This window comes from Sediminibacillus terrae, from assembly GCF_009602435.1.
Classification (GTDB): domain Bacteria; phylum Bacillota; class Bacilli; order Bacillales; family Amphibacillaceae; genus Sediminibacillus; species Sediminibacillus terrae.
In genome coordinates, this window is sequence record NZ_VZDQ01000025.1 from 32,769 (window position 1) to 57,437 (window position 24,669).

The following is a 24,669-nucleotide window of genomic DNA, read 5'->3' on the forward strand; positions in this document are numbered from 1 at the left end:
CTCTGCCAGGAATACCTGATTAAAAAGCATTCTCTTTGTTCTCTATGCCTCGCCCAATTTCAAAGGCATGAGAGGCTTTCTCCCAATCCTTACGAATATCATCTTCTGAAGGATGAACATATAAGTCAATGGTTGTTTGGATTTGTGCATGACCTAGACGTTCTTGTACTGCCTTTATGTTCTTTGTTTGAAGATAAAATATAGTTCCGTGTGTATGTCGGAATAGATGTGGAGTAATATATATGCCCGTTTTCCTTTCAATCTCTTTAAAAGTGGCATAAACATCAGAATAGGTTAGAGGTTCTCCAGCGTTCTTACCACGGACCTTTACAAATACAAAGTTATGGTCAGGATTATATTCATCAAGTACTTCATACAAATAATCATCATACAAGTCCATTAGTCCCTGGGAAATATCAATCTTTCGTTCTCCTGTTTTTAACTTCCCCCCGTTTGGTAACTCTCCTTTGTTTTTTAGTTGGATTTTGTGCTTTCTTTGTACAGCGTCAAATTGAAAATCTTCAAGAAATAAGGAGAGAACTTCACCTATACGGAAGCCACTTTCAAAAAGTAATCTTACTATAAATCTATCCCTAAGATTAGTGGTAGATTTATAGATTTCATTAACTTGCTCCTTTGTAAATACCTTTACTCTTGCTCTAGGTTCGTTTAATTTGAGTACATTTTTAAAACGTGGTTTGTCTTTATTTACGTGATATAAAAAATCCTTATATCCACTTCCACCTGCACCTAGAAACATCTTCTTCATCAACTTATCTACGATTCCTGATTCAATTAATTCATTTCTGTATAGAAAATCATAAAACGATGACACTACTGAAAGATAAGTGTTAACTGTTCTTTCACTACGTTTAGCCTTCTCTTTTTTCTGAGGTAGTACTTTATTACTTTCATAAGGATTTCTGAGCCAAGCAACGAAGTCAGATAATATTTGAAAGTTAACTTGCTGATAATCAATTCCTATTTGTTCTAAATATGTAAAGTAATATTTCAAAGCTGTACAGTAAGTCTGTAGAGTATTGCTACTACTCTCCTGGTTATAGTGATATTTCATGTACTTTGCAACGGGTTCAACGGGTAATCCATTTGAATCAATTAGCAGATATACTTTTCTATTCCCAATCAATATTTGTTCTACCTTCATGAAAACATCTCCAACCAATTATAATTTACGATAGTGCTTCTCCTTATATAAGGATTACCGTTATTTTCGTTTCTTTAAGATCCTCAAACTATCGTTTCTGCGGAGTGCTGCCCTCGCACCGAAGCTACGTCCTCAAAAGACAAACAAACGTTCCTGTATATTGTTACATTTTATACTTATTAAACCCTATATTCAACCATTATTTATTCAATTAATTATGTAAAAAAAGGGGGTAAGTAGCCTTCATAATAGACTGATTACCCAATGGAATAGTATCTTAATTTAACGAATGAGTACGGACAGTTAGTGAAAGTCGTGGCTGATGAAATCATTCTGCAGGACGATAGTGCGGAACCGGTCTTATCATCCGGCAGATATTTCTCAGACGAAGCAAAAGTACCTGGTGTCGAAAGTGATAAGTTAGATGAAGGACATATCATTGCCGACTCTCTAGGAGGGGTTTCTAACGCATATAATATTACCCCACAAGAAAGCACCCTGAACCGGCATGGGGATCAAGCGTACTTGGAAGATGCTATACGGAAGGCAGGGGGCGCTACAAATTTTGAAGCAATAATCACTTATCCTGATACGAAAACGCAAGTTCCTTCCGATTATCAATATACTTACACGTTACATGGTAATGAAATCATCGATACCTTCGACAATGTAAATCCAGACGAAGTGAATGAATCACTCGGACTAACTAATGACGATTCCTCCAATTCCAACGGCTCCACCGAGGAAGGGGACGTTTCTAGCGTTGATACGAATGGCAATGGTCAGGTGACGATCCAGGAAGCAAAGGATGCTGGTTTCAGTATGCCGATTACGAGTGATCATTGGTTATATCAATACATGAGAGATAATGATGGAGATGGTATGGTTGGGGAGTAAATTTTCTGGACGCTGAGAACAAATAAATGAACGCAGAACATGTCTGTTTTGCAAGTTTTATATTTATATCAATTTAGAATTCTCTGGAGTAAAGGTTGGTTTCAATAAAAATCGCCTGAAGTAATAGAGCGTGTCTTCGGATACGCTCTATTTTTTGTTTTCCTGTTCAAGCTCTTTTGACTTTCTTAACAGATATTGAAAATAACTTTCCAACTCCCGAATTTGTTCCGGCCCCATAGCCTTCCATTTTTCTAAATCGAAAAATGCAGCATCTTCAATCCCGTACTTATCCATGAGCTTATTTATTTCATTGATAGTATTGTATTCATTTTCTTTTGTTTGGTTTACTGTAGTCTCAGACCTACCTAATAAATAATCAACACTCACATCTAATGCATTAGCAAGACTAATAAGCATCTCATTTGAAGGTGTACTATAACCATTTTCGTAGTTACTAATTGTACCCTTGGTCGTTTTAATCTTATTTGCTAATTCATTTTGAGTGAGTCCCTTGGTTTTTCTAGAATATTTAAGTCTTTGTGAGAGCATTTTTAGAATCCTTTCACTTTTTTAGGTACAAGATTATTGTACCATCTTTAGAGTTATTTATTGATGTTTTTAACTAAAGTACAAGAATCTTGTTTTTATGTGTTGACATACAAGTAACTTGTACATATACTTTTAAGTACAAGTTATTCATACAAGGGAGGTGAGATAATGAAAAATAGACGTTTGAAAGAAGCAAGGATTAAAGCTAACATGAGTCAAACTCAACTCTCTGAATGTTTGGGGTATAAGGGAAAACAAAGTGTAGCTAATTGGGAAAATGGATATTCAACACCAACTCTTAAAGTAGCTATTCGTTTATCAGAACTATTGGGAAAAGATATCAGTTATTTATTCGGTCAAAAAGTACAAGAAACTCATACTTTTAGTTCTCAAGTATTAAAATAATTGAAGAAAGGAAATGATTTAATTGTTTGAAGCAAAATTACAACCTGAAGCCGATTTTAATAATAAGGTGTACGATATCTTTTATGATATTGCAAAAAAGGCTCAAGAAGATGTCCAAAGAGAAGCAGAGTTGCCATATTTATTGGACCGCACTAAGTTAGCCGAATATGTCTTTAATGTAAGTGTACAGTCATTAGACGCTCATATTCTAAAGCGAGAAGACTTTCCAAAGATTCATGTTGGAGGTAGAACACTTTATCCTAAAGATTTAGTAATGAGTTGGATTAGAGATCATGTTGAGATCTCCGAAAAAACAGCACCAGAAAGAAGCTTTGGTGTGATATAACTCTATAAATCTATCATAAATTAACCAGAATATAGCTGATGGTACAAAACAAGGGGGGAGTTCAATTAATTTTAGTAAGTCTGCAAATTATATGAGAGCAGAGAGAAAGGGTATTAATAAAACACAGCAGCAATTGGCAATTGACATGTTTCAATCTAGGGAGTATATCTCTAAGCAAGAAAGAGGAGAACGGAAGATCCCCCCTGTAACCACCAAATACTTTATCGAAAAATATAATAGTCCATGGCTAGCTCTGGAAGCTGTTAATGAATATATCGGATGGGGGATTACACAGTTAGATAGTATTCCTAGAGCCACTAACGATAAATACTTTCTCCAATTGATATTAGAGAAAGAGTTAAAGGAAGCACTTAGACGCATTGCTCAAGTGAAATGGACAGAAGACTTATATAGTATCCACTCTATGGATTTACAAGACATCCATAGGTCTGCAGATATAATGGCTAGTGTAGTTCACTTCTCTACTGTGTATCTGGCAACTTTGTGTGATGAGTACGATATAAGTTGGTTGAAAATATGGGAAAAACACCACACCTGTTTAAAATCTAAAGGCTATATCATCTGATTATCACATGTATAGAAAGAAGGTGAAATAATGCAAGGGTGGCTGAAGCTTCATCGGAAAATCCTTCATAGTGAAATTTTTGAAAATGAAAAGATGCTAAAAATCTTCATATATTGTCTTACAAAGTCAAGTCATAAAAGTACGGAATCAAGGGTGGGGAGGCAAAGTGTAAAACTGGAACCTGGACAGTTTATATTCGGTCGTAAGAAAGCTGCTTCTGAATTGAATATGAATGAGTCTACTGTTCGTGATTACTTGAAAATACTCGAAGAAGATGGAGTTATTTCTGTACAATCCACCAACAAATATAGTGTCATAACCGTTGATAACTGGGCAATTTATCAATCAAACGATGAAGAAAATGACAACAGAACAACACCATATAACCAGCAGAAGAACAACACTTTACCATCAGATAGACAGCAAAAAGACACATACAAGAATGGAAGAGAACTTAAAGAAGTTAAGAATGTAAAAGAGTTTGTTACTACTACGACTACTTCAGAACAGATGGAATGTCCCATTCAATTTTATCAAAACAACTTTGGCGTTATACGTCCTAAAATTTCAGAAGATATAGTGAGCTGGAGTGAGGACCTTGGAGAACCATTAATCTTGGAAGCTATGAGGCGTTCGTTGGACCGTAATAAACCAACGTGGGGATATGCGAAGAGTATTCTTCAGTCTTGGATCAATAAAGGCATTCGAACAATAGAAGAAGCAGAGACAGAAGAGGTGGAATATAAAAATAAAAAGAATAGAAATGGTTCAGTAACTAATAGGTCTTCCCAAAAGGAAGTAATTCCTGAATGGTTCAACAACCACGAAGAACAAAAAAAGCAGGATATAAAAAAACAACCTAGCATTGATGATACAGCTCGGACCATTGAGTTAGCGATTAAGCTAAAAAGATCGAGGGAGAATATTCTTGAATCTATTGATGATCGATATAACCTTTCTGAAGAAGATATAGCTTCTATTCGGGAAGGAAAACGCTCAGCGAAAAATATTTTATTAGAACAATTAAAGCTTAGAGTAGCTGGCGAGCCATAAACATGGGAGGTGGTAAGTTGAAAACCAATAAAAAGCACTTTGCTTACTATGATATTTCTTCACAAGCTGACAATGTAAAAACCTTTGAAGGAAAAAGGTATAATGTGCATGGCATTTGGGCGGTGGATCGCCATGGTACTGCTGAAAAGCTGTCTAGTATCTATTATCGAATTCGAACTGTTAAGGATGGTCAATTTAGAACCATTGCTAAACGTAAAAACCCTATGAGTGAACTGAAACCTGTTAAGTAAATATAACGATTTTAATACGTGCTTAGATAGCACATTTAGATCCTTGAAAACTACATATCTAAGCTAGGAAAAGAAAGGTCACAGAATTTTCCTAGCTGTTGATGAGTGTTGGGTGCGTGTTACTCGAAACGCATCTAGTGACCGGGTAAGCGTTATATCAACGATGGTTTTTCTATTTAAAGTGAGGGGACTACTGATGAAACTTTTAATATTAAGACCTAGATATATAAAGTTCTTCGTATATGCTAGAAACGTTGTGCTTTGCAGTACACTATAATCATTAGGGAATGCTGCATAGGGTTGATTGTATCTTGCCAAAAACAATCTTTAAACCATCAAGATAATCTTCCAAATCATGGATTTATATTTAAGTAGGTGTTAGAATCGTTATACAAATCACTTGAGAGGAGATTGATCTGATGGCAAAGTGTTGGATCGGTGGTTTGACTGGATTTGTTATGGTTCTAATCCTGGTTGGTTGCGGGTCACAAGGAGCCACAGGTCAAGTCGAGTCTTTATCACCAGAGGAACTAAGCGAATATATTGAAGGCAATGATGAAGCTTTTATATTACTTAATAATACGGAAGATAAAACAGAGCGAACAGATAATATTTCATTAGTTGAGAAAGAAATTGATGAAATTAGTGTAAAAGAAATTAATGCTAAGTCAGATGAAATGTTGGATAAGGATTTGAAACCTAGAGACTTAGGACTCAAGGATATTCAATTCGAGACTCTAGGTTTTTATGAAAATGGAATTTTGAAAAAGTATGTTTCTCTGAGGGATGTTGATTATTCCTCAACTGGTGAGAAAGAAGATGCATTAGAAAAATTCATAAAAAATAATTAATCGTGATAGAAGTGATCTTTTAATAGGTCGCTTCTTTTTTTATGGACGAAAACCTTGAAAGGGGGTGAATGTTAATGGGCGTTACTAATCGTGAACTTAAGCAATCAAAAGACTTAGTTCAGACGTTGCTGACCATCCAAGACATTTCTTACAATGATTGGCTTCATGAAAAGCATCAAGACTACATTCAACAAAACCAAGATGTCGTTATGAAGTCATTGCTCCATTACAAAGGGGTGGATGAAGAAAACAAGAACAAAAATATTTAATAAGGGGAGATTTTAATGAAGTACTTTGCAGATCATTCCATGCTTGCTGCCATTAGTAATTTACAATCTACTGGGGCATCAATTCTAACCGCCATGCAGCTTTTGGGTATTATCTCGGCTGCCATTGCTTTTGGTATAGGAGCCTACCATCTTATATGGGGTGGAGTTAGAGGTCGCCAAAGCTCTATCGTGTGGTTTATTGGTGGTGCCGTTGGACTTGTCGTTCTAATGGGAGCTACAGCTATCGCTGAATACATTGACAGTCAGGTGATCTTTTAAAGGAGAGTAGATTCATGAGGGTATTATTCACATCAAAAATGGATGGTGAAATTTCAAGCTTCCACCCTTATTCCTTCCAGGAAATTGTCATTTTAACGGCAGAATTGGATGCTAAATTAAAGAAGAAAAATGCAAAGCCAATTCTGCTAGATTTCATGATATTTAATGAAGAAGGAGACAAGCTGTACAACGGCTCATATGAAATGGGGAAAGAAGAGACATCCAATATTTATGACCATGTTTGTCAAAAGCTTTTACAGTTACCCATGGAAAATAAAAATGAAGAAACAAAAAGGGATGTCTTTCTTCAACAATTAACTTCTAATACACCAGCATCTTATCAAATTGATATGACAGAAGTATTGAAAGAGAAGGAAGAACAAAAGTCGAGTTGGAAGCAACTTGGTAAGCGTGGCAAAATTTTTGTGAGTGTGATCAGCACCACATTAATGGTGGCTATAGTTACATCCATTACTCTATTTATACTTCTAAGCAATCAAGGCAAAGACCTAAAAGCCACGACACAAGAGCTGGAAAAAATGGAGAATGTAAAAACGGCTTATGAAGGTTACTGGACAGGTGATCAGAAAAAAGCTGTAGATCAGTTACAAGGAATGGAAACCTTAACGGAATCGGAGCGCCAAACATTGCTTCATTTTCTTGTGGAACTTAAAAAGTATGATCAAGCTTTGCAATATGTAAGAAAGGAAAGAACTTCTTCACTGGCTGAGCAAGTCATGAAAGTTCATGGTCTGGAAGAATTGGTTTCCTTTCAAGAAGCTTATCCAAGTCCTTTGGGTGAATTTAAAATAGCCTTTCATAATGGGGAATACAAACAGGCGGTGGATATTCAAGATATGGCGATGTCTCCTGAACTGTATAAACAAAAGGGGATCGCTTATTTGAGGCTTGGTCAATTGGAAGATGCAAAAAAGATGGCCAGTGAAGCGAAAAATGATGAACTGAATAAAAAGATTAATGAGTATCAAGAAATTGAGGAACAGTTGACTAAGATAAACAGCCAAATAGAAACAGAGAAAAAGTCAGAAGATCAAAATCAATCTAAAATCGATTCGCTTAAGGAACAACAAGATGAGCTGGAGAGCCAAAAGAACAATATATAAGAGGGTGATTCATTTGAAATCAGTCATTGCTAAAAAACAGGTGCTTATTCTCCTAAGCATCTGTTTTTTTATATCCACGATGCTGGTCAGTACTTTCGTATGGAATTTGGGATATGCCATGTGGTCAACCTTAAAGACTTTCCCAGAATTCAGTGAACCAATAGAAATTAAAGCTTCATTTTTGACAGATTTTCATATGCAAGAACAACCTTTCTACTATGGAATAGCGGCCTTAATCGGCTTAGTCGGTATAGCCCACATGATTTACAAACTTAGAAGTAACTTTAAACCCGTAGGCACGGACGAAAAAGGTTCCCAGAGATTTGCAACTAGAAATGAAATTCAACAACAGTACAAGGCCATTCCTGATCGAAAGCAACCATATAAAGGTCAAGGTGGCCCTGTGTTATCTAGAAAAGGAAACAAAGCTTTTATTGATCCGTCACCTGTCAATAATTTGATTATTGGTACGACAAGGAGTGGTAAGGGTCAAACCTATGTAATACCAACAATAGATGCTTACACTCGTGCTGAAAATCAGCCTTCTTTAGTCATCAATGACCCCAAAGGGGAGTTATTTGCTTCTAGCCGGGAGACGCTGGAGAGAAGAGGATATGAGGTTGAGGTTTTAAACTTAATGAACCCAATGCAAAGCATGAGCTTTAATTTACTAGAACTGGTTAAACAATCATATAAAGATGGTGATTATTCTACAGCTCAAACGCTTTGCGAAACCATTACTCATATGCTTTATCACAATCCGAATGCTAAAGAACCTATGTGGGATGATTCAGCTAAATCACTTGTAAATGCTATGATCCTTGCGGTTACAGAGAAAAGCATAACCGAAGGGATGGAAGAAAAAATTACGATGTACACGGTCGCCAACATGCTCTCAGAGTTAGGGACCAGAAATGAAATGGATGAAGAGGGTCAAGAATACAATGCATTGGATCAATTTTTCCAAGAACTACCCCAATCACATGTAGCGAAAGGTCAATATGCAACGAGTAATTTTTCCAAAGGGAATACTCGATCAAGCATTTTTACGACAGCGATGAATGGATTGACGAAGTTTACAATGAGTGAAACAGCTAAGATGACAGCAAAAAACTCTTTAGATTTAAAAAGAGTGGGCTTCGGTCAAAGTATTAAGGGGCGAGGTGATCCTTTTTCCAAAGTGATGATATCATTCCCGGATGGATCCACTGAAGTCAATCAATCAGGTGAGAGTGGGACATGGACCATTAACTTTAAAACCTCATTAGAAGTCGGTGATCAATTAGTTATTTCTCAAAACTCGGCTCCTGGTACTTCAAAAGATAAAGAAGTTCAAAAGGATAGCTCGACGATTCGGGTTGATAAAGTAGATGAAGAAACGGGCAAGGTTTATTTTTCTTACACGTCCGCCAGCAACACTATGGAAGTGAAAGAAATTACTTACTCCACTAAGCCTATTGCAGTGTTTATGGTCACACCGGATTATGATACGTCCACTCATGCTATACCGTCTATTTTCGTTAGCCAATTGTATTATGTATTATCAAAAAATGCAGCCATTGCCAAAGGACAAAAATGCTTACGAGAAGTGGTCTTCATGTTAGATGAGTTTGGAAATATGCCTGCGATAGCAGATATGGAAAATAAAATAACGGTATGTTTGGGAAGAAACATTCGTTTCCACTTAGTTGTTCAATCCTATGCTCAATTAAAAGACTTGTATGGAGAAGATGGACAAGCGACCATCCGAGGTAACTGCGGGAATGAAATTTATATATTGAGTGCTGACTATGATTCAGCTTCCTATTTTTCTTCTAAGTTAGGAAAGAAAACGTTAAATACTCAAACGCGGTCTGGATCTACTTTTTCCCTGGATAAGTCGAAAACGGAAAGTACGGAAGGAAGAGACCTTCTAACGGCCAATGAACTGCAGGAATTAGAGGAAGGAGATACGGTAGTACGCCGAGTATTATTACGACGTGATAAGAGAGGACGAAAAATTCGTGCCTTTCCTATTTATAATACAGGAAAGTACAGTATGAAATATGCTCACACGTATCTTAGTTCAGAATTCCGTCCAGGTAGATCCATTACGGAAGAAGAGATTTCGACCCCACACCGCCATGTTCATCCAGCAGACTTAGTTATTGATTTTCAAACTGGCTATTCTAATAAAGCACAGACAGACGAGGCGGTAGAGGATATGGAAAATCGCTCGCAAAATGGACCATTCAGTGATTCAGAACAATCTACGGAATGGTGGAGGAAGGAAAAAGTCGGTGAGTTCTTCGATAAAAGCACATTCTCCCTGATCCATCAACAAGTTGCTCCTCATTTAGAACACAGTGAGGAGGAAATGAATGAGGAACCTATGGAAGCTTTTCTTTATAACTTAAAGCTTTTAGGTGATCATGAAGAAATTAACCGACAAGTGTATAGTCACATTCGCAAACAAATAGATAAGTTAATTGAAGAACAGGAAACACCAGTGGAGCAGGGATGAAAAATGGAAAAATAATAAAGGTGGTGATGGAGTGTCCGATGAAGAGCTGTTAGAGATATTGTTAAGGTTTTCCGAAGTCTTATCAACGAATAATATCTTTACATCTGGGTTAAGGATCGTAGGGTGGGGAACGATATTATTCTTGAAAATGATTGTTGATGGTCTGGAAGGAATGGTTGATCAGGTCTTAACCTTAACGGATTTCTTTTCGAGCGATCCCGTGACTAACTTTCTCGAAACCATCCAGCCTGTTCTCTATATCATGCTGGCCATTTCATTGGGAATGATCGGCTTTCGATTAATCTTTAATAAAGAAAAGAATCGATCTGACATTCCAATGAACCTATTTATATCGATCATGACGATTACTCTGTTGTCTTTTGGAATGGGGAAAGTTAATGACTTTACTGGAGATGCAATGGACGTAGCGAAAGTACAAACAGATTCTTTTACCACTTCTGATCGAGTAATGGAAGACCATATTACGGATATTTCTGTCTATGATGAATATGGATGGGAAGACCCAGAAGTGGAAAACCGGCACCATGTTGCTCCTAGTAACATTGATAAAATTTCTATAAATGAGACGATGACTAAGGAATTCGAAAAAGCAAATGGAGACCAACTCACATCTAAAGGGAAAGAAATCGTAATGAATAAGGTAGGGTTAGAATCAAATGGTGAAGAAGGACTTGTTGAGTTAGGCAAGAGCGGGCTGTTTGATTTTCTTCCAGAAAATTATTACAGGTGGCATGTGGATTGGTTTACTGCCATCGTAACTCTTTCCGTGATGGCTTTTACCATGATATTAATATCGATTAAAGTAGCCAAGCTCTGTTTTGAGCTTGGCTTTAATCATATCGTGGCGCTAATTATGGCGTATTCTGATATATCCACGGGCCAGCGATTGAAAGCGATCATTAAGAATATTGGAAGCATTTTTGCTTCGCTTATCATGATTTTCTTAAGCTTACGTGTGTATATGTATTACACAACTTTTATAAATAATAATCTTGAAGGACTTGGGTATCTGATTGCTTTAACTGCAGGAAGTTTGGCTGTCATTGATGGTCCTAATATCGTGCAAAAACTCTTTGGAATAGATGCTGGATTGAAAAATGCCTGGCATGTTGCGATGGGTGGTTACCTAGCTTCTAAAACACTCGGACCTCCCGTGAAGAAAGCTGCAGGAGCTATTACAAGTGGTGGTGTATCAGCCTTGATGAATACAGGTGCCGGAACAGCTGGAGCAGTCGCTGGTATCTATGGGCGCAAAGGTGAAGGAAAAGCGCAGACAAATGGAAAAAGTGATCCGTCATCTAGTTTCTCTTCAAAAGAAGGAAATAGAATTCAAGGAAACTCGCAAAAGAAAGAGCCAAGTCCAATGACATACAATCAGAAAAGCCAAAAAGGTTCTTTGGAAGGAAAGGAAACCAGAAGATCTGAGGAAATAAATAGTCCTGCTACCCATGAAAATCAGGGGCAATCACAGCCTTCTCCGGAGAAGAGATCCTCTATGGCCTCTCTACAAGAAGGCTCCCCAGGAGGATTGGATGTCCCATCTCCAAACCACAGCTATGAGCAAACTTTATCTAATAAACCTATGAAAGAAACAAGACAAGGAAATATAGGTAGTAGTGAAAAAGGAAGCGAACGTTTAGATGCGAACGATAATGAACCTAAGGAAGAGACAGACCAAATAGCTGCAAGCACAAAAACAGAAACATCAGGTGTGAAAGCTCCAGAAAGTACAGATGACATTCCGATGCCGAATCAATATAGAACAGAGCAGCGAACGATAGGGAATTATATGAAAGATCGCCTTGGTGAGCGATTCAATCATAATCCTAAGATTCAGAGTGCAAAACGGACGTATAACTTATCTCGAAACACTACAGAGAACTGGATAAATAAAATTAAGAAACGCGGGCCTGAGTCTTAACTTGGTTCGCGTTTTTTTATGAAGGAGGGTTTTTATTGCAATACAAGATACCATCCGAAATTGGAAGTGAGTTGAAGATCAACCGTTTATTTTATCTTACAGACTTACTTGTGGTACTCATCTTAGGCGGCATAGGCTTTACATTCCGATATGTCGTTCATTCTTCATTCGTTTGGTACTATGCGATTTTTTGGATCATATTGATGGTTGCTTGGTTAATCCGCCCCAAAACGAACCCTAAACTCCGTATGGTCAAAGCCTTGTTCTTAGCTGTCACAAGGGACCGAATTGCTTATTGTGCCATCGATAAAAAAGAACGGGAGGATGGTAGGAATGGTGATCAAATATGAAGAGTTAAATGATGAAGAATATGTTTCAAAAGTTTAAGGCACTTCTTGAAGAACAGCTTGGACGAGACTTAACAAAAATAGAAGCACGGAAGATTCGGTGGTTGTCTGGATGGGAGCATGAGACGGTCGGCGTATTTTTTGACCTGATTCATGAAGTAGCAGGAAAGAAAAATGAGGGAGGACTTTAAATGAAGAAGAATAAGAAAGGCCACCCTTTCTTTAAAGAAGACAATTCCGAAAAAATGGCTCTTTTTGATGAACGAAAAACTACTGAGAAAAACAAGAAGCTGCAAAGGTCGAAAGTTAAAAAGAAAAAGAGAGAGGTGGCCATTCCGTCCATAGCTGAGGTTCTTCCCATTCAAGACATGACCGAGGAAGGATCCTTTCAATTAAAAGGAGATGGGGGCTATATGGACGTGGTACAACTTCAGAGTAAGGATATTTATTCTCCATCTACCCAGGAAACCGAATACGACATCATGAAGATGGCCAAGTTCTTTCAATCGTATGCGCCGGATATCAAGATCGTATCTATGAATTTTCCGGTTAATATGAAAAAACAACTGGATGCGATTAATTACAAGATTGCTCAAAACAAAGCTCCTCTATATGAACGCTTTTTAATTAGAAAAAGAGAGGAGCTGCATTTTTTAGAGACCTACCGGACGAATAGAGAATTTTATTTATATATTTACGCGACTAGCCTTAAACAGCTTGCTGAGTATAGAAACAATTGTCGGCGTTATCTTGGGCGAGTCGCTCCGGTCATTGAGTTAACCGATGAAAAGAAGCTTGATTTGCTCTATAAGCTAAACAATCAAAATTCTAAATTAGAAAAGAGGGGTTAAGGAATGTTCTCATTTTTAAAGAAGAAAAGTGATGCCGAAGAAACACAAGAAAAAGGATATAACCCTTTCTTACTGGCCCATATTCAACCGCAAGGAGGAATTAAATTTCACGAAACCTTCACCCGGAAAGGAGACGGTTATGAAGTTTGTGTCCATGTCTATTCCTTCCCTAAAAATGTTTCAGATTTTTGGTTAGAGCCTATTTTCAATATGGAGAATGTCATTACTACGATGGATATTGTCTCTGACGATCGTTACAAAGTTCGAGATGGTTTGAACAAAGGGATGGCTGAACAGAGTTCCAGAATGATTAATGAAAAAGATAATGCAGGAATCATAGAAGCGCAAAATAACTACGATGATTTGCGGCAGCTGTACAATCAGGTGTCTGAAGAAGGAGAGATCGTTAAACGTGTTCACCTTAGGCATTATGTAAGTGCACCAACAAGAGAAGAGCTGGAAGACAAAGTGAAAGTCGTCTTATCGACTTTACAGGACGAGAATTTTCGAGGATCTATCTTCTTAAACGAACAGGAATTCGAATGGAAATCACTACTCACGAATTATACAGAACAATCCACTTATCGAAACAAAAGGGAAGGTCATCCGATACCCGCATTAGGGTTAGCTGGTGGCTTTCCTTTTCATTTTACTAGCTTAAACGATCCTTACGGTACATTCTATGGAACGACACTCACAGGAGGAAACGTCGTCTTTGATCTTTTTCATAGAGATCAGCAGCGTAAAAGTTATAACGGAGTCATGGTAGGAGCGATGGGGGCAGGAAAATCTACTACTCTTAAGAAGATCATGCTGGATAATGCGATTAAAGGATATAAGGTCCGGACGTTTGATGTCACAGGAGAATTTGTGGAGTTAACGGAAGCTTTAGGTGGGAAGCAGATTGCTCTCGATGGTTCAGATGGGGTCATCAACCCTTTGCAGGTGTATCGAACGGCAGAGGACGAATATACGTCCTTTACTCAGCATTTATCCAAATTGACGACATTCTATAAATTCTTAGCACCTGAAGCGAATGATAGTGAACTAAAAGAATATGAAAATCTATTAAGAAAGCTCTATGAAAAGCTTGGCTTATGGAACGATGATTCAAATTCAAATATAACCGAACTTTCTGTCCATGAGTACCCTATCTTCACCGATTTTCTTGCCTTTATCGAAGAACAACTCTATGAAAATATCAAGGAAGGGAAGCAAAAGGAGAAGTTGAGTCAGGAAAGGAAACGACGCCTGGAAAGCATCGAATTAAACATTCGTAACCTTGTAGAGACTTACGCGCATCTCTTCAATGGAGTATCAACCATCGAACACTTTGATGAGCAACAGGTCGTTACGTTTACCCTTAGGGGCCTATCGCAAATGAGGGCAGAGGTTTTCCAAGCGCAATTGTTTAATGTACTCAACCTCCTGTGGGACTCCATGCTAACGAACGGTTCACCTCAGTTTGATGCTTATAATCGAGGAGAATTAGCTTTTGAAGACGCTGTACGATATCTCATCTTGATGGATGAAGCTCACCACATCATTAATACAAAGAAGAAAAGTGAGAGTGCTCTTGATTTTCTTACAAAGTTTAGCCGAGAGGCCAGGAAGTATTTTGGTGCTCTTCTCTATGCCAGTCACACCATCCGTGATTTTGTTCCTGAGGGTTCGGATCAGAGTATGGTAGAGGAAATCAAGAAGCTTTTTGAACTGACCCAATACAAAATTATTATGCAGCAAGATAGTAACAACTTAGAGATGATGCAGCAAATATTCATGGGGCAGTTAAGCCAAAGTGAATTAAAAGATATCCCTTACCTACAAACAGGGGAGACGATGTTAAGCATCCGTGCGGTTGAAAACATTCGTTTCAAGGTAGAGGTATCGGACGAAGAATTAGCCTTGTTTGGAGGAGGTGCATAAGGATGCCTTGGTCCCTCCTCCTGGGGTTAGTCCCTCGGAAAGTATGGCTTTGGTTGATTGGTATTCTGGTAGCTCTTTTCCTTCTACAAATGCTTTTGTATGCTTCAGTCATTACAGGGTTGATCGGTTATCAAAAGTCTTCCTCCAGTGAGGACGTGAGGTCCATTGATGTGGTAAATGGAACAGCGCAAGTTTCAGCCGCACTAGAAGAGTACCGTCCTTTGTTTGAAGAATATGCTGAAAAGTATGGGGTGTCCAAGTATGTGGAGCTTCTCTTGGCCAAAACGATGCAGGAATCTGGTGGACGTCTGGATGATGTGATGCAAGCAAGTGAGTCTCTCGGTCTACCTCCAAACACGATAGAGGATCCTGAAAGAAGTATTAATGTCGGGATCCGATACTTCTCTGAAATGCTGGATAAAGCAGGGGGAGATATTAAGCTAACCCTCCAAGCTTATAACTTCGGTGGAGGGTTTATTGATTACGCAAACGAACACAACAATGGAGAATACAGCAAAGAGTTAGCGATCGAATTTTCAAGAATGAAGTACCAGAAATTGAAGCATACAGGCATGTATACCTGCATTAGACCTGAGTCGGCAGAAACAGGAGCTTGTTATGGGGATATTGGTTATGTTGAGGCTGTTTTAAGTTACCTTAAAGGCGGAGTTATTGAAGCAGATTTACAACCAACAGGAGATTGGGTTATGCCCGTTGAAGGAGCACTCACACAAACATCTAATTACGGAATGCGCTCAGATCCCTTTGATGGTACACCGGACATGCATAGAGGTATTGATTTTGCTTGTACGAACGCCGTAACGCCTATTCAAAGCGTAGATAACGGTCAAGTGGTTGAAGTGGTAAGAAAAAACTCTGGATATGGAAATAACGTTCTTGTGAAACATGATGAGGGACTTTATAGTCACTATGCTCATTTGTATACGATAAGTGTACAAAACGGGGAGATGATTCAAAAAGGAACAAAAGTAGGCAAGTGTGGTTCGACAGGAAACTCTACAGGTCCCCATCTACATTTTGAAGTTCGGACCAAAAAACAGTATCGTTCTGATGTGAATCCTGCCCCTTATCTTGGGCTCTAAGAAAGGAGAACGTTGATGAATAGACGTGTTCTTTTTGTCCTGTTTGTCGTTCTGTTAATCGTTCTCACATCGGTTAACATATATGCTGCACGCACAGCATCGAGTGATGATCTACAGGAAAGCTTGCATCAATTAAAGGTGAAAAACGAAAAGGTTATGGAAGAAAAAACCGAATTAGAGATGACGTTACAAAAACAGGAACCTGCTGACATTCAAGCGAGATATGACGCTTTAGTGAAGCAGGTTTCTGTGTTTATAGAGGTTGCTTTTACACAGGATAAAGAGACATACCAAGAAAGGAAAAAAGAAGCACACAAGGTGATGAGTAAAGATTTAGCTGCAACCTTCTTTCCTACAGATACCTATAAAGGAGACAGGAAAACGGAGGCGGATGAAGTAGAAATATTCATCAAAACAGGTAATCTCACAAACAATAAAGCTAGCGTATTAGTTAAGTTTAAACACACGCTCTATTCTTTACAGAGCGATCAAAAACAGGTGTCTCCTGTGTTCCTCAGAATAAATGCTCATAGAGAAGAAGGGCACTGGATAATAACAGATTTTCAAGACGTAGAAGAGGAGGGCTATTCATGAAGAAACAAACGAAACACATCACGGAAGGAACCTCAAAAAAATATCTTATTGGATTAAGCGTCATGGCTATGGCGCTTCTTTTTTTCTTGTTTTCTGGTTTTATATTTGGTGATGAAGAGCAGAGTAAAGTTCAACAAACGCCTGTCAATGAACCTCTGAACTTACAAGGATCAGGCGAACTGACCATAAAAGACTGGGTTTATAATCCAACGAAAAAGTTGATGGTTGTCACCTTAAACCTTAATAAATCAACCACTTTATTAGATGAAAAGTTAAGCTTCACGGCTCAGGAAAAAGAGCATCCAAAACGCGATTTACCAACGCACGTTGAGTATAACGATGAAAGCAGATATGTCATTAGCATCCAACAGGTAAGTCCTTCCTTTGATGTAATGGCCTTAGATTTAAATAAGGAAAATGCCAATACGCTTTTAACGCAAGAGAGTACTCAAAATTCCTTGAAAGGGGGTGAGGAAAAGAAAGAGCTGGCACGTATTTATACAGATCAACGTAGAGTGGAAATGGACAAACAATTAACCATCTTAACGGAGCAGAAATATGAAGTGGCTGCTGTATCTGAACAGATCGAAGAGGCAAAAGAAACAATAAAAGAGAAGAAGGAAAGTATTCAAATGATCGATGAACGAATCAGAGAAATTGAACAGAAAACCGTTGAATTAGAATCAGAGCTTCTTTACGAAACGGAGGAAGAGAAAAAGCAAACGGAGGCTAGAATTCATCACCTAGAAAATGAGAAAGACCAGATCAATCAAGAGGCAGCTGAACATGAACTAACTATTCAAACCATCGTTGAAAAGATTGAGATGTTAGAAGAAAAAAGAGAAATGATTTCGAACTAAAAAGGACGAAGGTTGTTATTAAGGACAACACAGGGGCCGCACATCTCCTGTGCAGGGACCACACATCACGGCGAATACACGAATGAACGTTCCTGTTTTAGCCTCACAGCGACCGCACATCTGGAGATTTTCTTGTTCCCTCGTTTTGCCCGGCTCTGCCGGGATTCACACGCCAAGTGGGAACAAAAACCCCTTATGCTCTTCTCTTTATTCACTAGTTTTAGGAACTTCATCAAAAGGAGTGATTGTAATGGAAGTAAGAATTCGTTATATGGATCCAAAAACCGTTCAACGAATTGACGAACTTGCGGAAGAAAAAGGGATAAGTCGGCAAGAGTTTTTACATGCTCAGTTGCATCAGTTAGCTGTCTTTCGAGAAGAGAACAATCGGGAACAAAGACTCCAGCAATTAGTCGATCGAAACATTCAAACGATGGCTCATTGTTATACAGCGATTCGAGAAATGAATGATCTTTTACAGATTGAAGAACCAGGTGAAGAAGCATGAGTGAAACCGTAACGCCTGGAGTGGTTTTAAAAACAAAATTTGTGACAGCGAATAAGAAAGGATTTCAGGATTATGTGCAATACGTGGACCGTGAAGAAGCGAAAGGAAAAGGGGAAGCTTATAGCTCCTTGTTTAGTTTATATAATCACTACATGGACGATCCAGATAAAACATCTGCCTTGTTTACTCAGCAATCGAATCGTTTATCGGTGGAAGCAAAACAGGGGATTAAATCATTATTTGAACAGGCTCAAAAGAAGAACAGTATCATGTGGCAAGATGTCATTACATTTGATAATGATTGGCTTCAAAAACGAGGCGTTTATGATTCAAAGACACACACCTTAGATGAAGATGCTTTGAAGCAAGTAACACGGAAATCTATGCAGGCCATGATGAAAAAAGAGGGATTGCAAAAGAGTGCGGTTTGGTCGGCGGCTATTCACTATAACACCGATAACATTCATATTCATGTGGCTACAGTCGAACCCAATCCGACTCGTGACCGTGGAAAGCGAAAACCGAAAACATTAGACGCGATGAAAAGTGAAGTCGTGAATGGATTGTTAGATCGAACGCAAGAACGAAATCAAATTAACACGTTGATTCGTGACCACATGGTTAATGCAAAGAAAGAAAATAGCAGCATGAAATGGAGCAATAGAGAAATAAAACCTCTGTTCCTCGACGTGTATAATCACTTGCCAGAGGATAAGCGACAGTGGCACTATGGCTATCAAACGCTGAATCATATTCGACCGAAGATTGATGAACTAACGACAAGATATTTAGATAAGTATCATGGCAAAGATATGAAGCAGCTGCATGATAAATTGGATCAAGAAGTGAATGAATTAAAACGGGCCTACGGGGATGGGTCTAAGGATAAGAAGCGATACCAACATTACAAGCAAAACAAGATGGATGATCTCTATAAACGAATGGGCAATGCGTTCTTACAAGAAATGAAACGGTACGAACACCAGCAGTATCCTAGGCAAACGATACAAACAAATTCCTCTTATAAGTCCATGCCATCAGGAATTCAATTGCAACGTTCCTTAAGAAGCATTCAACGTTCATTGGGACAAACGTATGACCAGTTTATCAATGACTTGGATCATCAAAAGTTAGAACGAGAAATTGAAAGAGAAAGGTAGGGGGTCCATGAATGAGAAAACGTCAAAATGTCACGTTGCATGAAGAGACAATTGCGTTAATTAAAGAGTATCAGGAACAGCACCATATTCGTTATCCAGGTGAAGCTTTGGATCGTATGATTGAGGAATGGGAAGCACAGAATGCGAAGGAACAATCACAAGAATATCTCATGAGTTTGATGGCTCAACGTTTCCAAGACGTATTTTCTGAAGAAGTGAAAAGGTTGCGGTTAGCAGCCAATCGAAGCGATAAAAATACGCAAGTACTTCTTGAATTAATGAATGGTTTTGCGATGGATCAAAACTTAGAAAACTGTGTTACGACACCGATCTTTGAGAGCCAAGCGATGAAGGATGCGAGACAAGCAGTCGAAGAAAGAATCAGTCACCAGCGTCAAAAGAGAATTAGTGTCGCAGAGACCCAATCACAATCAAACTAATGATATTAAGTGTAAATTTATAAACCAAAGGAGTGAAAGAAAATGCTTTTATTTAATAGCAATTATGAGGTAGGAGTTTTTAATCGATTAAGCGATAATAACGAGCTTGTGATGGAAGTGGGCCAAGAGGAATATAGTCTAAAATTAAATGATGAAGAAATGTCTGATCTTGAACAACATTTAGTGAATCAAGAGAACCTTCTCATTCCATTTAATAAATCAACGAAGGAACTAATTCTAGATACCCAACCAAACTATGACGAAGAGGAAATGGAAGAGCTCATGAACATCAGTGAGGGAGCTGAAGATCATGGTAAAGACTAAACAACCTTATAAAAAGAAAACGCCGGAACAGGTGAAAGAAGAGATCAATCAATTGACGGAGGGAATGGAAAAGAGCATCTCCAATCACTTTCATTCTCCTGAACAAATGAAAGAGTATCTAAACTTTATGGGGAAGTTCCACCGATATTCCCCACGCAATACAGCGTTAATTGATTCTCAGTTTCCAGGTGCTGAAGCAGTAGGTTCCTATGCATTCTGGAAAGAAAAAGGATTTCCAGTAAACAAAGGAGAGAAAAGTTTAAAGATTCTTGTACCCAATCGATTAGGTCAGCAATTTCAAAATGAAGAGGGCGAATGGAAACCTCTAAAGTATGCGACGAAAAAAGAAAAGCAATTAGTTAAAGACGGTCAACTCGACAAACGAGATGGCCGTCTTGTTTATTCTACAGGAAGTGTGTTTGATATCTCTCAAACATCAGCCACTCAAAAGGATTTACCCCAGATCTTTCCTAACAAATGGATTGATGGACAGGTTGAAAACTACAGTCAGCTTCGAAGAGGGATGGAGGATATAGCTGAGAAAAATAACATACGAATTGTAGAGCCTTATGAAGAGTTAGGGGCAGCCAAAGGAGTGAGTTATACCGGGCGGGGAGAAGTAGCTCTTAATCCGCGTAATTCGAAGCGTCAGGACACAAAGACGCTGTTACATGAACTAACTCATGCCAAACTTCATACAGAAGAAAACATGAATGACTATACCAAGCCGGAGAAAGAGTTTCAGGCGGAAATGACTGCTTATACCGTTGCTTCTTATTTCAAAATCGATACCAGTGACTACTCATTGGATTATCTGCATCACTGGACCAAGGACCATGAATTTAAAGACCATGAAAAGCTACTACAAGAAGTTCAGTCAACAGCTAAAGAATTCATTATGACCATTGAAGAATCAATGGAACAAGAAAAGGAAGGGGAGAAAAGTATGGATGCTAAAGAACAAAAACATGAAGTGGAAGAGGAGAAACAAGAAGGGGAGAAGTTACCTTCAGAAAAGCTTCGAGATATGTACAGAAGCCAAGTGAGAAAGGCTGAGAAGGATAACGGGCCATTTGTTAAGAAGGAAAAGGCCGATGAGGAATATTCTCATCATGACTTCAAAGATGCTTATAAAAAAGAGCTCATGAACTTTATTGAACCGACAGTTGGAAAAGAATTGGATAAAGAAGAAAACAATGACCGGCAAGACCGTTTAAATCAGATGCGTGCTTATCAAGAGACTCACAGTAAAGAAGAGGTGTACCAAATTAAAAAGGAATCTCTTCAAGAATTGAAAGAGCTACCTTTAACGGATCGTGGAGAGCAGCGACTATCTCAAATAGAAAGTAAGCTGGATCGCGAATTTCATGAAGAGAAAGGGATGGAAAGCACCAGTTCGGAAATGAAGAATGGAAAGGATAACAAGGGGGCTTTTCACCAGGAGGAAAAGCAAAAGGAAAAAATAGAGGTTGAACGTTAGACAGGGAGTTTCTCCCTGTCTTTTTTTATATCTAATTTTAGAAAGGAGGAAGTGCTGCATGGCCAAACATGTAAGCGCGGACCAAGTGGAAGTTGCTCGTAATGTGGATCTCATAGACTATCTTGAGCGTAAGGGAGAACCATTGAAGAGAGAAGGGAGGTACTACCGACATCAAGTGCATGACAGCCTAGTGATTAAAGACCAAATGTATGCTTGGAACTCGAAAGATGAAAAAGGAGCTGGAGTCATTAACTTTGCGAAAATGTTTTATGGCATGAGCTTTCCGGAGGCTGTTCTGGATCTGAATGCACAAGGTTATAAAGTGAAAGATAATTTTCAAGAGCAAAAGCCTAAAAAGCCTTATCAATACCCTTCTCATTATGAAGTGAATGATAGGACAAAGGCTAAAAATTATCTTACGAATGAACGTAAGATTCATCCGAAAATTGTCAATTGGCTTGATAGCAAAGATTTAATCGCGCAGGATAAGCTCGGAAATGTAGTATTTAAGTGGAAGCAGCAGGGAGAGATCGTAGGGGCAGATCGACAAGGTACTTCTCCTATGAAAGATGGGAGAATGTTTAAAGGGATTGATAGGAACAGCCATGGTTCGGCTGGGTTCTCAGTTGATATTGGTAAACCACATTCTATTTATCTTTTTGAAAGCCCAATTGATGCGTTGTCCTATTGGAGTATTAAGAAGGAAAAACTGCAGAACACTCGGTTAGTTTCCATGTCTGGGCTTAAGCGGCAGACCATGATTGGTGAAATAAAACGGATGGGCAAAGAAGGTCATAAGGTGAAGCAGATAACTTTTTGTACAGATAATGATAAGGCTGGAAGAGAGTTTGCTAACAGGTATCATCAGCTAATGACAGACACTATAGCTAAAATTGATTTTCCTATTAATAAAGATTGGAATATGGAGGTGATCAAGAAGACCAAGCTGCAAATCCAAAGTTTTATGCCTCAAAACAAAAAGAGTTATAGAGAAGGATAGAATAATTTAAATATAGGATTTTAACTTCTCGAAGGTGTGTTCCGTAATATAGTAACGACTAACCTGGACTAGTTCCATATGTATTACGTATCCTTGATGCTTATCGTAAAGTAGTGTTCACATGCACTAAAGTGATAAAAGTGGATAAGTAAATAACGATATGATGTCGTACACGAATTGATTCCTGGAAACATTTCTTAATACATCCGAGTAAACTCTCAAAAGTCTAGTGAACTTTTGAGAGTTTTTGTGTTTTATAAAAAGCAAAGTGAATCGTGTTACATTTTTGTTAAATTTAGTCGACTTTTGTCAAAATATAATGGATTTACCTCTATAATTAGCTTGCAAGATGTTCGTATGACGTTAGGTTTATTGTCATTCTTAAAATATAAAATACAAAACAAGGAGTCATATCAATGAAGAAATCTGTTTTAACTATCCTAGTCTATTTTACTTTTTATGTTGCATTCTCGCCCACAATAAACGCGGAAAAAGATGTCACACCTCCAGCGATTTCTAGTGAATCGGCTATTGTATTAGAAAAAAATACAGGTGAAATTATTTACGAAAAAAATGCAGAAAGAAGAATGTATCCTGCGAGCCTAACTAAAATTGCTACTGCTATTTACGCGATTGAAAACGGAGACCTTGATGAACGGGTAACTGTTAGTAAAAAAGCGAGTGAAACTGCCGGATCAAGTGTTTACATTCAAGAGGGTGACCAGATAAAACTTAGACAGCTTGTACAAGGCCTATTAATTAACTCTGGGAACGATGCAGGTGTTGCTATTGCTGAGCATTTGAGTGATAATGTTGCTCAATTTACGGCTGATCTAAACATATACCTCGAAAATAAGGTAGGCGTAAAAAATACGACGTTTTATAATCCTCATGGACTATTTAATAGACTTCACATGACTACAGCAAAGGACTTGGCAAGAATTACACAATACGCCATGAAGAATGATCAATTTAACACTATATTCGGTACTAAGAGGCTTGTCTGGAAGAGTGAGTCTTGGAACACCACCCTTTACACTCATCATAAATTGATGAGAGAAAATCCTTATAAAGGTATAACGGGTGGAAAAACTGGTTATATAAATCAAGCAGGGTTTACTCTAGCTACAAGTGCTACTAGAGGTCAAACAAGCTTAATTGTCATTACGTTAAAGACTGTAAATCAAAATCAAGCGTATGAGGATACAGAAAAGTTACTTGACTATGGATTTAATAATTTTCAGACATCAACTCTTGAAAAAGGAAGTACATTTACACTTTTAAAGGAAGAATATCGACTTCCTAAAACGCTATCGTACACACACTTAAAAGTAGATAAAATTGAAAAAACGGTTGAAAGCTCAGGGGATTTAATTATTTCTACAGCTCAAGGAAAAGTGTTATCTTCAGTTGAATTAGAAAAGGTCGCACCTAAATTGCCAATTTTAGAGAATTTATTTTCTATTAATACAGCAAATGTTCAAGGCCCTAGTGATTTTCAAGCTCATAATCAGAAGTACCCGGCAATAACCTGCCCAGGAAGTTATCGTTTGATTAAAAAGAGTACATTTTTGGGCCAACCTTTCAAATGTTAAAGAATTAATAATATCTTTTCTTAAATATAAGTGTAACTTAGCGCTACAATGATGTGAAAACTGATTTATCAAGTAATGATAAATAGAGACAAGCCCATACACTTTACAAATCAGTTGAAGTTAATCATTTTTTTTTGAATATTCACGATGGTGATTTAAGTAATTGCATTTATCTAATTTATTTGAACGTATAGTTAGTTGTCGAAAAGTTTTAGAGTTTCTATCATTAAGGTCATACTCTTAATACTTTTATGCTTTTAA

27 protein-coding genes and 1 pseudogene are annotated in these 24,669 nt (G+C 38.1%); 26 read left to right on the forward strand and 2 right to left on the reverse strand.

The features are described 5' to 3' along the window. Positions 1-19: 19 nt before the first annotated feature. A complete protein-coding gene (locus F6X55_RS13595; protein WP_076572910.1) occupies positions 20-1,165 on the reverse strand; it encodes a tyrosine-type recombinase/integrase in 1,146 nt (381 codons plus the stop codon). A gap of 273 nt (positions 1,166-1,438) precedes the next feature. On the opposite strand from F6X55_RS13595, the pseudogene F6X55_RS13600 reads away from it, so the two are divergent. Further along, a pseudogene (locus tag F6X55_RS13600) lies at positions 1,439-2,062 on the forward strand (DNA/RNA non-specific endonuclease); the annotation flags it as partial. 147 nt (positions 2,063-2,209) lie between these two features. Here F6X55_RS13600 and F6X55_RS13605 read toward each other — a convergent pair. Then, positions 2,210-2,611 (reverse strand): helix-turn-helix domain-containing protein, encoded by a 402-nt coding sequence (locus F6X55_RS13605; protein WP_153464115.1) that lies wholly within the window; start codon positions 2,609-2,611, stop codon positions 2,210-2,212. A 168-nt stretch (positions 2,612-2,779) separates the two neighbouring features. Here F6X55_RS13605 and F6X55_RS13610 point away from each other — a divergent pair, with 168 nt between their 5' ends. From F6X55_RS13610 to F6X55_RS13730, 25 genes are all read left to right on the forward strand, one after another. Further along, entirely contained in the window at positions 2,780-3,016 is a 237-nt protein-coding gene (locus F6X55_RS13610; protein ID WP_153464118.1) for a helix-turn-helix transcriptional regulator, read from the forward strand. Positions 3,017-3,038: 22 nt separating this feature from the next. Continuing rightward, positions 3,039-3,362, forward strand: coding sequence for a DNA-binding protein (locus F6X55_RS13615; protein WP_153464123.1), 324 nt, complete (start codon positions 3,039-3,041; stop codon positions 3,360-3,362). A gap of 91 nt (positions 3,363-3,453) precedes the next feature. Continuing rightward, positions 3,454-3,948 carry an XRE family transcriptional regulator gene (locus tag F6X55_RS13620; RefSeq protein ID WP_153464127.1) on the forward strand — a complete coding sequence of 165 codons (495 nt, stop codon included), beginning with the start codon at positions 3,454-3,456 and terminating at the stop codon, positions 3,946-3,948. Positions 3,949-3,978: 30 nt separating this feature from the next. Next, positions 3,979-5,001 (forward strand): DnaD domain-containing protein, encoded by a 1,023-nt coding sequence (locus tag F6X55_RS13625; RefSeq protein WP_153464130.1) that lies wholly within the window; start codon positions 3,979-3,981, stop codon positions 4,999-5,001. Positions 5,002-5,018: 17 nt separating this feature from the next. Then, complete coding sequence (locus tag F6X55_RS13630; RefSeq protein WP_237648674.1) at positions 5,019-5,252, forward strand: hypothetical protein; 234 nt, start codon at positions 5,019-5,021, stop codon at positions 5,250-5,252. 419 nt (positions 5,253-5,671) lie between these two features. Further along, positions 5,672-6,103 carry a hypothetical protein gene (locus tag F6X55_RS13635; RefSeq protein WP_153464137.1) on the forward strand — a complete coding sequence of 144 codons (432 nt, stop codon included), beginning with the start codon at positions 5,672-5,674 and terminating at the stop codon, positions 6,101-6,103. 74 nt (positions 6,104-6,177) lie between these two features. After that, on the forward strand, positions 6,178-6,372 hold the full coding sequence (locus F6X55_RS13640) for a hypothetical protein (protein WP_153464141.1): 195 nt from the start codon (positions 6,178-6,180) through the stop codon (positions 6,370-6,372). Between the two features lie 15 nt (positions 6,373-6,387). Continuing rightward, positions 6,388-6,651: a hypothetical protein gene (locus tag F6X55_RS13645; RefSeq protein ID WP_035541924.1), complete on the forward strand. Its 264-nt coding sequence runs from the start codon at positions 6,388-6,390 to the stop codon at positions 6,649-6,651. A 14-nt stretch (positions 6,652-6,665) separates the two neighbouring features. After that, entirely contained in the window at positions 6,666-7,775 is a 1,110-nt protein-coding gene (locus tag F6X55_RS13650; RefSeq protein WP_153464146.1) for a hypothetical protein, read from the forward strand. 13 nt (positions 7,776-7,788) lie between these two features. After that, positions 7,789-10,278, forward strand: a complete 2,490-nt coding sequence (locus F6X55_RS13655; RefSeq protein ID WP_153464151.1) for a VirD4-like conjugal transfer protein, CD1115 family — start codon at positions 7,789-7,791, stop codon at positions 10,276-10,278. A gap of 31 nt (positions 10,279-10,309) precedes the next feature. Then, on the forward strand, positions 10,310-12,220 hold the full coding sequence (locus F6X55_RS13660; protein WP_153464154.1) for a pLS20_p028 family conjugation system transmembrane protein: 1,911 nt from the start codon (positions 10,310-10,312) through the stop codon (positions 12,218-12,220). 35 nt (positions 12,221-12,255) lie between these two features. After that, the gene (locus F6X55_RS13665) at positions 12,256-12,570 is read left to right on the forward strand and encodes a DUF5592 family protein (RefSeq protein WP_153464159.1); all 315 of its coding nucleotides are present in this window, start codon (positions 12,256-12,258) and stop codon (positions 12,568-12,570) included. Positions 12,571-12,581: 11 nt separating this feature from the next. Beyond that, positions 12,582-12,758 carry a hypothetical protein gene (locus tag F6X55_RS13670; RefSeq protein WP_153464161.1) on the forward strand — a complete coding sequence of 59 codons (177 nt, stop codon included), beginning with the start codon at positions 12,582-12,584 and terminating at the stop codon, positions 12,756-12,758. Continuing rightward, complete coding sequence (locus F6X55_RS13675) at positions 12,759-13,418, forward strand: hypothetical protein (protein ID WP_153464164.1); 660 nt, start codon at positions 12,759-12,761, stop codon at positions 13,416-13,418. A gap of 3 nt (positions 13,419-13,421) precedes the next feature. After that, a complete protein-coding gene (locus tag F6X55_RS13680) occupies positions 13,422-15,344 on the forward strand; it encodes a VirB4 family type IV secretion system protein (protein WP_153464167.1) in 1,923 nt (640 codons plus the stop codon). Positions 15,345-15,346: 2 nt separating this feature from the next. After that, on the forward strand, positions 15,347-16,447 hold the full coding sequence (locus tag F6X55_RS13685) for a lysozyme family protein (protein WP_153464169.1): 1,101 nt from the start codon (positions 15,347-15,349) through the stop codon (positions 16,445-16,447). Positions 16,448-16,462: 15 nt separating this feature from the next. Then, positions 16,463-17,041, forward strand: a complete 579-nt coding sequence (locus tag F6X55_RS13690; protein WP_153464172.1) for a hypothetical protein — start codon at positions 16,463-16,465, stop codon at positions 17,039-17,041. Beyond that, positions 17,038-17,901, forward strand: coding sequence for a hypothetical protein (locus tag F6X55_RS13695; RefSeq protein WP_153464174.1), 864 nt, complete (start codon positions 17,038-17,040; stop codon positions 17,899-17,901). Before F6X55_RS13690 ends, F6X55_RS13695 begins: the two co-directional genes overlap by 4 nt. Before the next feature lie 250 nt (positions 17,902-18,151). Next, positions 18,152-18,409 carry a hypothetical protein gene (locus F6X55_RS13700; RefSeq protein WP_153464177.1) on the forward strand — a complete coding sequence of 86 codons (258 nt, stop codon included), beginning with the start codon at positions 18,152-18,154 and terminating at the stop codon, positions 18,407-18,409. Then, entirely contained in the window at positions 18,406-19,569 is a 1,164-nt protein-coding gene (mobP2, locus tag F6X55_RS13705) for a MobP2 family relaxase (RefSeq protein ID WP_153464180.1), read from the forward strand. Before F6X55_RS13700 ends, mobP2 begins: the two co-directional genes overlap by 4 nt. A gap of 11 nt (positions 19,570-19,580) precedes the next feature. After that, positions 19,581-20,009, forward strand: coding sequence for a hypothetical protein (locus F6X55_RS13710; protein WP_153464182.1), 429 nt, complete (start codon positions 19,581-19,583; stop codon positions 20,007-20,009). 42 nt (positions 20,010-20,051) lie between these two features. Further along, positions 20,052-20,333: a hypothetical protein gene (locus F6X55_RS13715; protein ID WP_153464184.1), complete on the forward strand. Its 282-nt coding sequence runs from the start codon at positions 20,052-20,054 to the stop codon at positions 20,331-20,333. Further along, positions 20,320-21,813 carry an ImmA/IrrE family metallo-endopeptidase gene (locus F6X55_RS13720; RefSeq protein WP_153464186.1) on the forward strand — a complete coding sequence of 498 codons (1,494 nt, stop codon included), beginning with the start codon at positions 20,320-20,322 and terminating at the stop codon, positions 21,811-21,813. The genes F6X55_RS13715 and F6X55_RS13720 overlap by 14 nt, the downstream gene beginning before the upstream one ends. Positions 21,814-21,871: 58 nt before the next feature. Beyond that, positions 21,872-22,813, forward strand: a complete 942-nt coding sequence (locus F6X55_RS13725) for a toprim domain-containing protein (protein ID WP_153464188.1) — start codon at positions 21,872-21,874, stop codon at positions 22,811-22,813. Positions 22,814-23,229: 416 nt separating this feature from the next. Continuing rightward, the gene (locus tag F6X55_RS13730) at positions 23,230-24,408 is read left to right on the forward strand and encodes a D-alanyl-D-alanine carboxypeptidase family protein (protein WP_153464190.1); all 1,179 of its coding nucleotides are present in this window, start codon (positions 23,230-23,232) and stop codon (positions 24,406-24,408) included. Positions 24,409-24,669: the final 261 nt, after the last annotated feature.

Bases quoted from the DNA above. Each gene is read 5' to 3' on its own strand.
- F6X55_RS13715 (WP_153464184.1), top strand. From the start codon at position 20,052: ATGCTTTTATTTAATAGCAATTATGAGGTAGGAGTTTTTAATCGATTA.
- F6X55_RS13675 (WP_153464164.1), top strand. From the start codon at position 12,759: ATGAAGAAGAATAAGAAAGGCCACCCTTTCTTTAAAGAAGACAATTCC.
- F6X55_RS13595 (WP_076572910.1), bottom strand. From the start codon at position 1,165: ATGAAGGTAGAACAAATATTGATTGGGAATAGAAAAGTATATCTGCTA.
- F6X55_RS13685 (WP_153464169.1), top strand. From the start codon at position 15,347: ATGCCTTGGTCCCTCCTCCTGGGGTTAGTCCCTCGGAAAGTATGGCTT.
- F6X55_RS13720 (WP_153464186.1), top strand. From the start codon at position 20,320: ATGGTAAAGACTAAACAACCTTATAAAAAGAAAACGCCGGAACAGGTG.
- F6X55_RS13730 (WP_153464190.1), top strand. From the start codon at position 23,230: ATGAAGAAATCTGTTTTAACTATCCTAGTCTATTTTACTTTTTATGTT.
- F6X55_RS13610 (WP_153464118.1), top strand. From the start codon at position 2,780: ATGAAAAATAGACGTTTGAAAGAAGCAAGGATTAAAGCTAACATGAGT.
- F6X55_RS13640 (WP_153464141.1), top strand. From the start codon at position 6,178: ATGGGCGTTACTAATCGTGAACTTAAGCAATCAAAAGACTTAGTTCAG.
- F6X55_RS13695 (WP_153464174.1), top strand. From the start codon at position 17,038: ATGAAGAAACAAACGAAACACATCACGGAAGGAACCTCAAAAAAATAT.
- mobP2 (WP_153464180.1), top strand. From the start codon at position 18,406: ATGAGTGAAACCGTAACGCCTGGAGTGGTTTTAAAAACAAAATTTGTG.
- F6X55_RS13650 (WP_153464146.1), top strand. From the start codon at position 6,666: ATGAGGGTATTATTCACATCAAAAATGGATGGTGAAATTTCAAGCTTC.
- F6X55_RS13690 (WP_153464172.1), top strand. From the start codon at position 16,463: ATGAATAGACGTGTTCTTTTTGTCCTGTTTGTCGTTCTGTTAATCGTT.
- F6X55_RS13670 (WP_153464161.1), top strand. From the start codon at position 12,582: ATGAAGAATATGTTTCAAAAGTTTAAGGCACTTCTTGAAGAACAGCTT.
- F6X55_RS13635 (WP_153464137.1), top strand. From the start codon at position 5,672: ATGGCAAAGTGTTGGATCGGTGGTTTGACTGGATTTGTTATGGTTCTA.
- F6X55_RS13710 (WP_153464182.1), top strand. From the start codon at position 19,581: ATGAGAAAACGTCAAAATGTCACGTTGCATGAAGAGACAATTGCGTTA.
- F6X55_RS13645 (WP_035541924.1), top strand. From the start codon at position 6,388: ATGAAGTACTTTGCAGATCATTCCATGCTTGCTGCCATTAGTAATTTA.
- F6X55_RS13605 (WP_153464115.1), bottom strand. From the start codon at position 2,611: ATGCTCTCACAAAGACTTAAATATTCTAGAAAAACCAAGGGACTCACT.
- F6X55_RS13625 (WP_153464130.1), top strand. From the start codon at position 3,979: ATGCAAGGGTGGCTGAAGCTTCATCGGAAAATCCTTCATAGTGAAATT.
- F6X55_RS13680 (WP_153464167.1), top strand. From the start codon at position 13,422: ATGTTCTCATTTTTAAAGAAGAAAAGTGATGCCGAAGAAACACAAGAA.
- F6X55_RS13620 (WP_153464127.1), top strand. From the start codon at position 3,454: ATGAGAGCAGAGAGAAAGGGTATTAATAAAACACAGCAGCAATTGGCA.
- F6X55_RS13700 (WP_153464177.1), top strand. From the start codon at position 18,152: ATGGAAGTAAGAATTCGTTATATGGATCCAAAAACCGTTCAACGAATT.
- F6X55_RS13725 (WP_153464188.1), top strand. From the start codon at position 21,872: ATGGCCAAACATGTAAGCGCGGACCAAGTGGAAGTTGCTCGTAATGTG.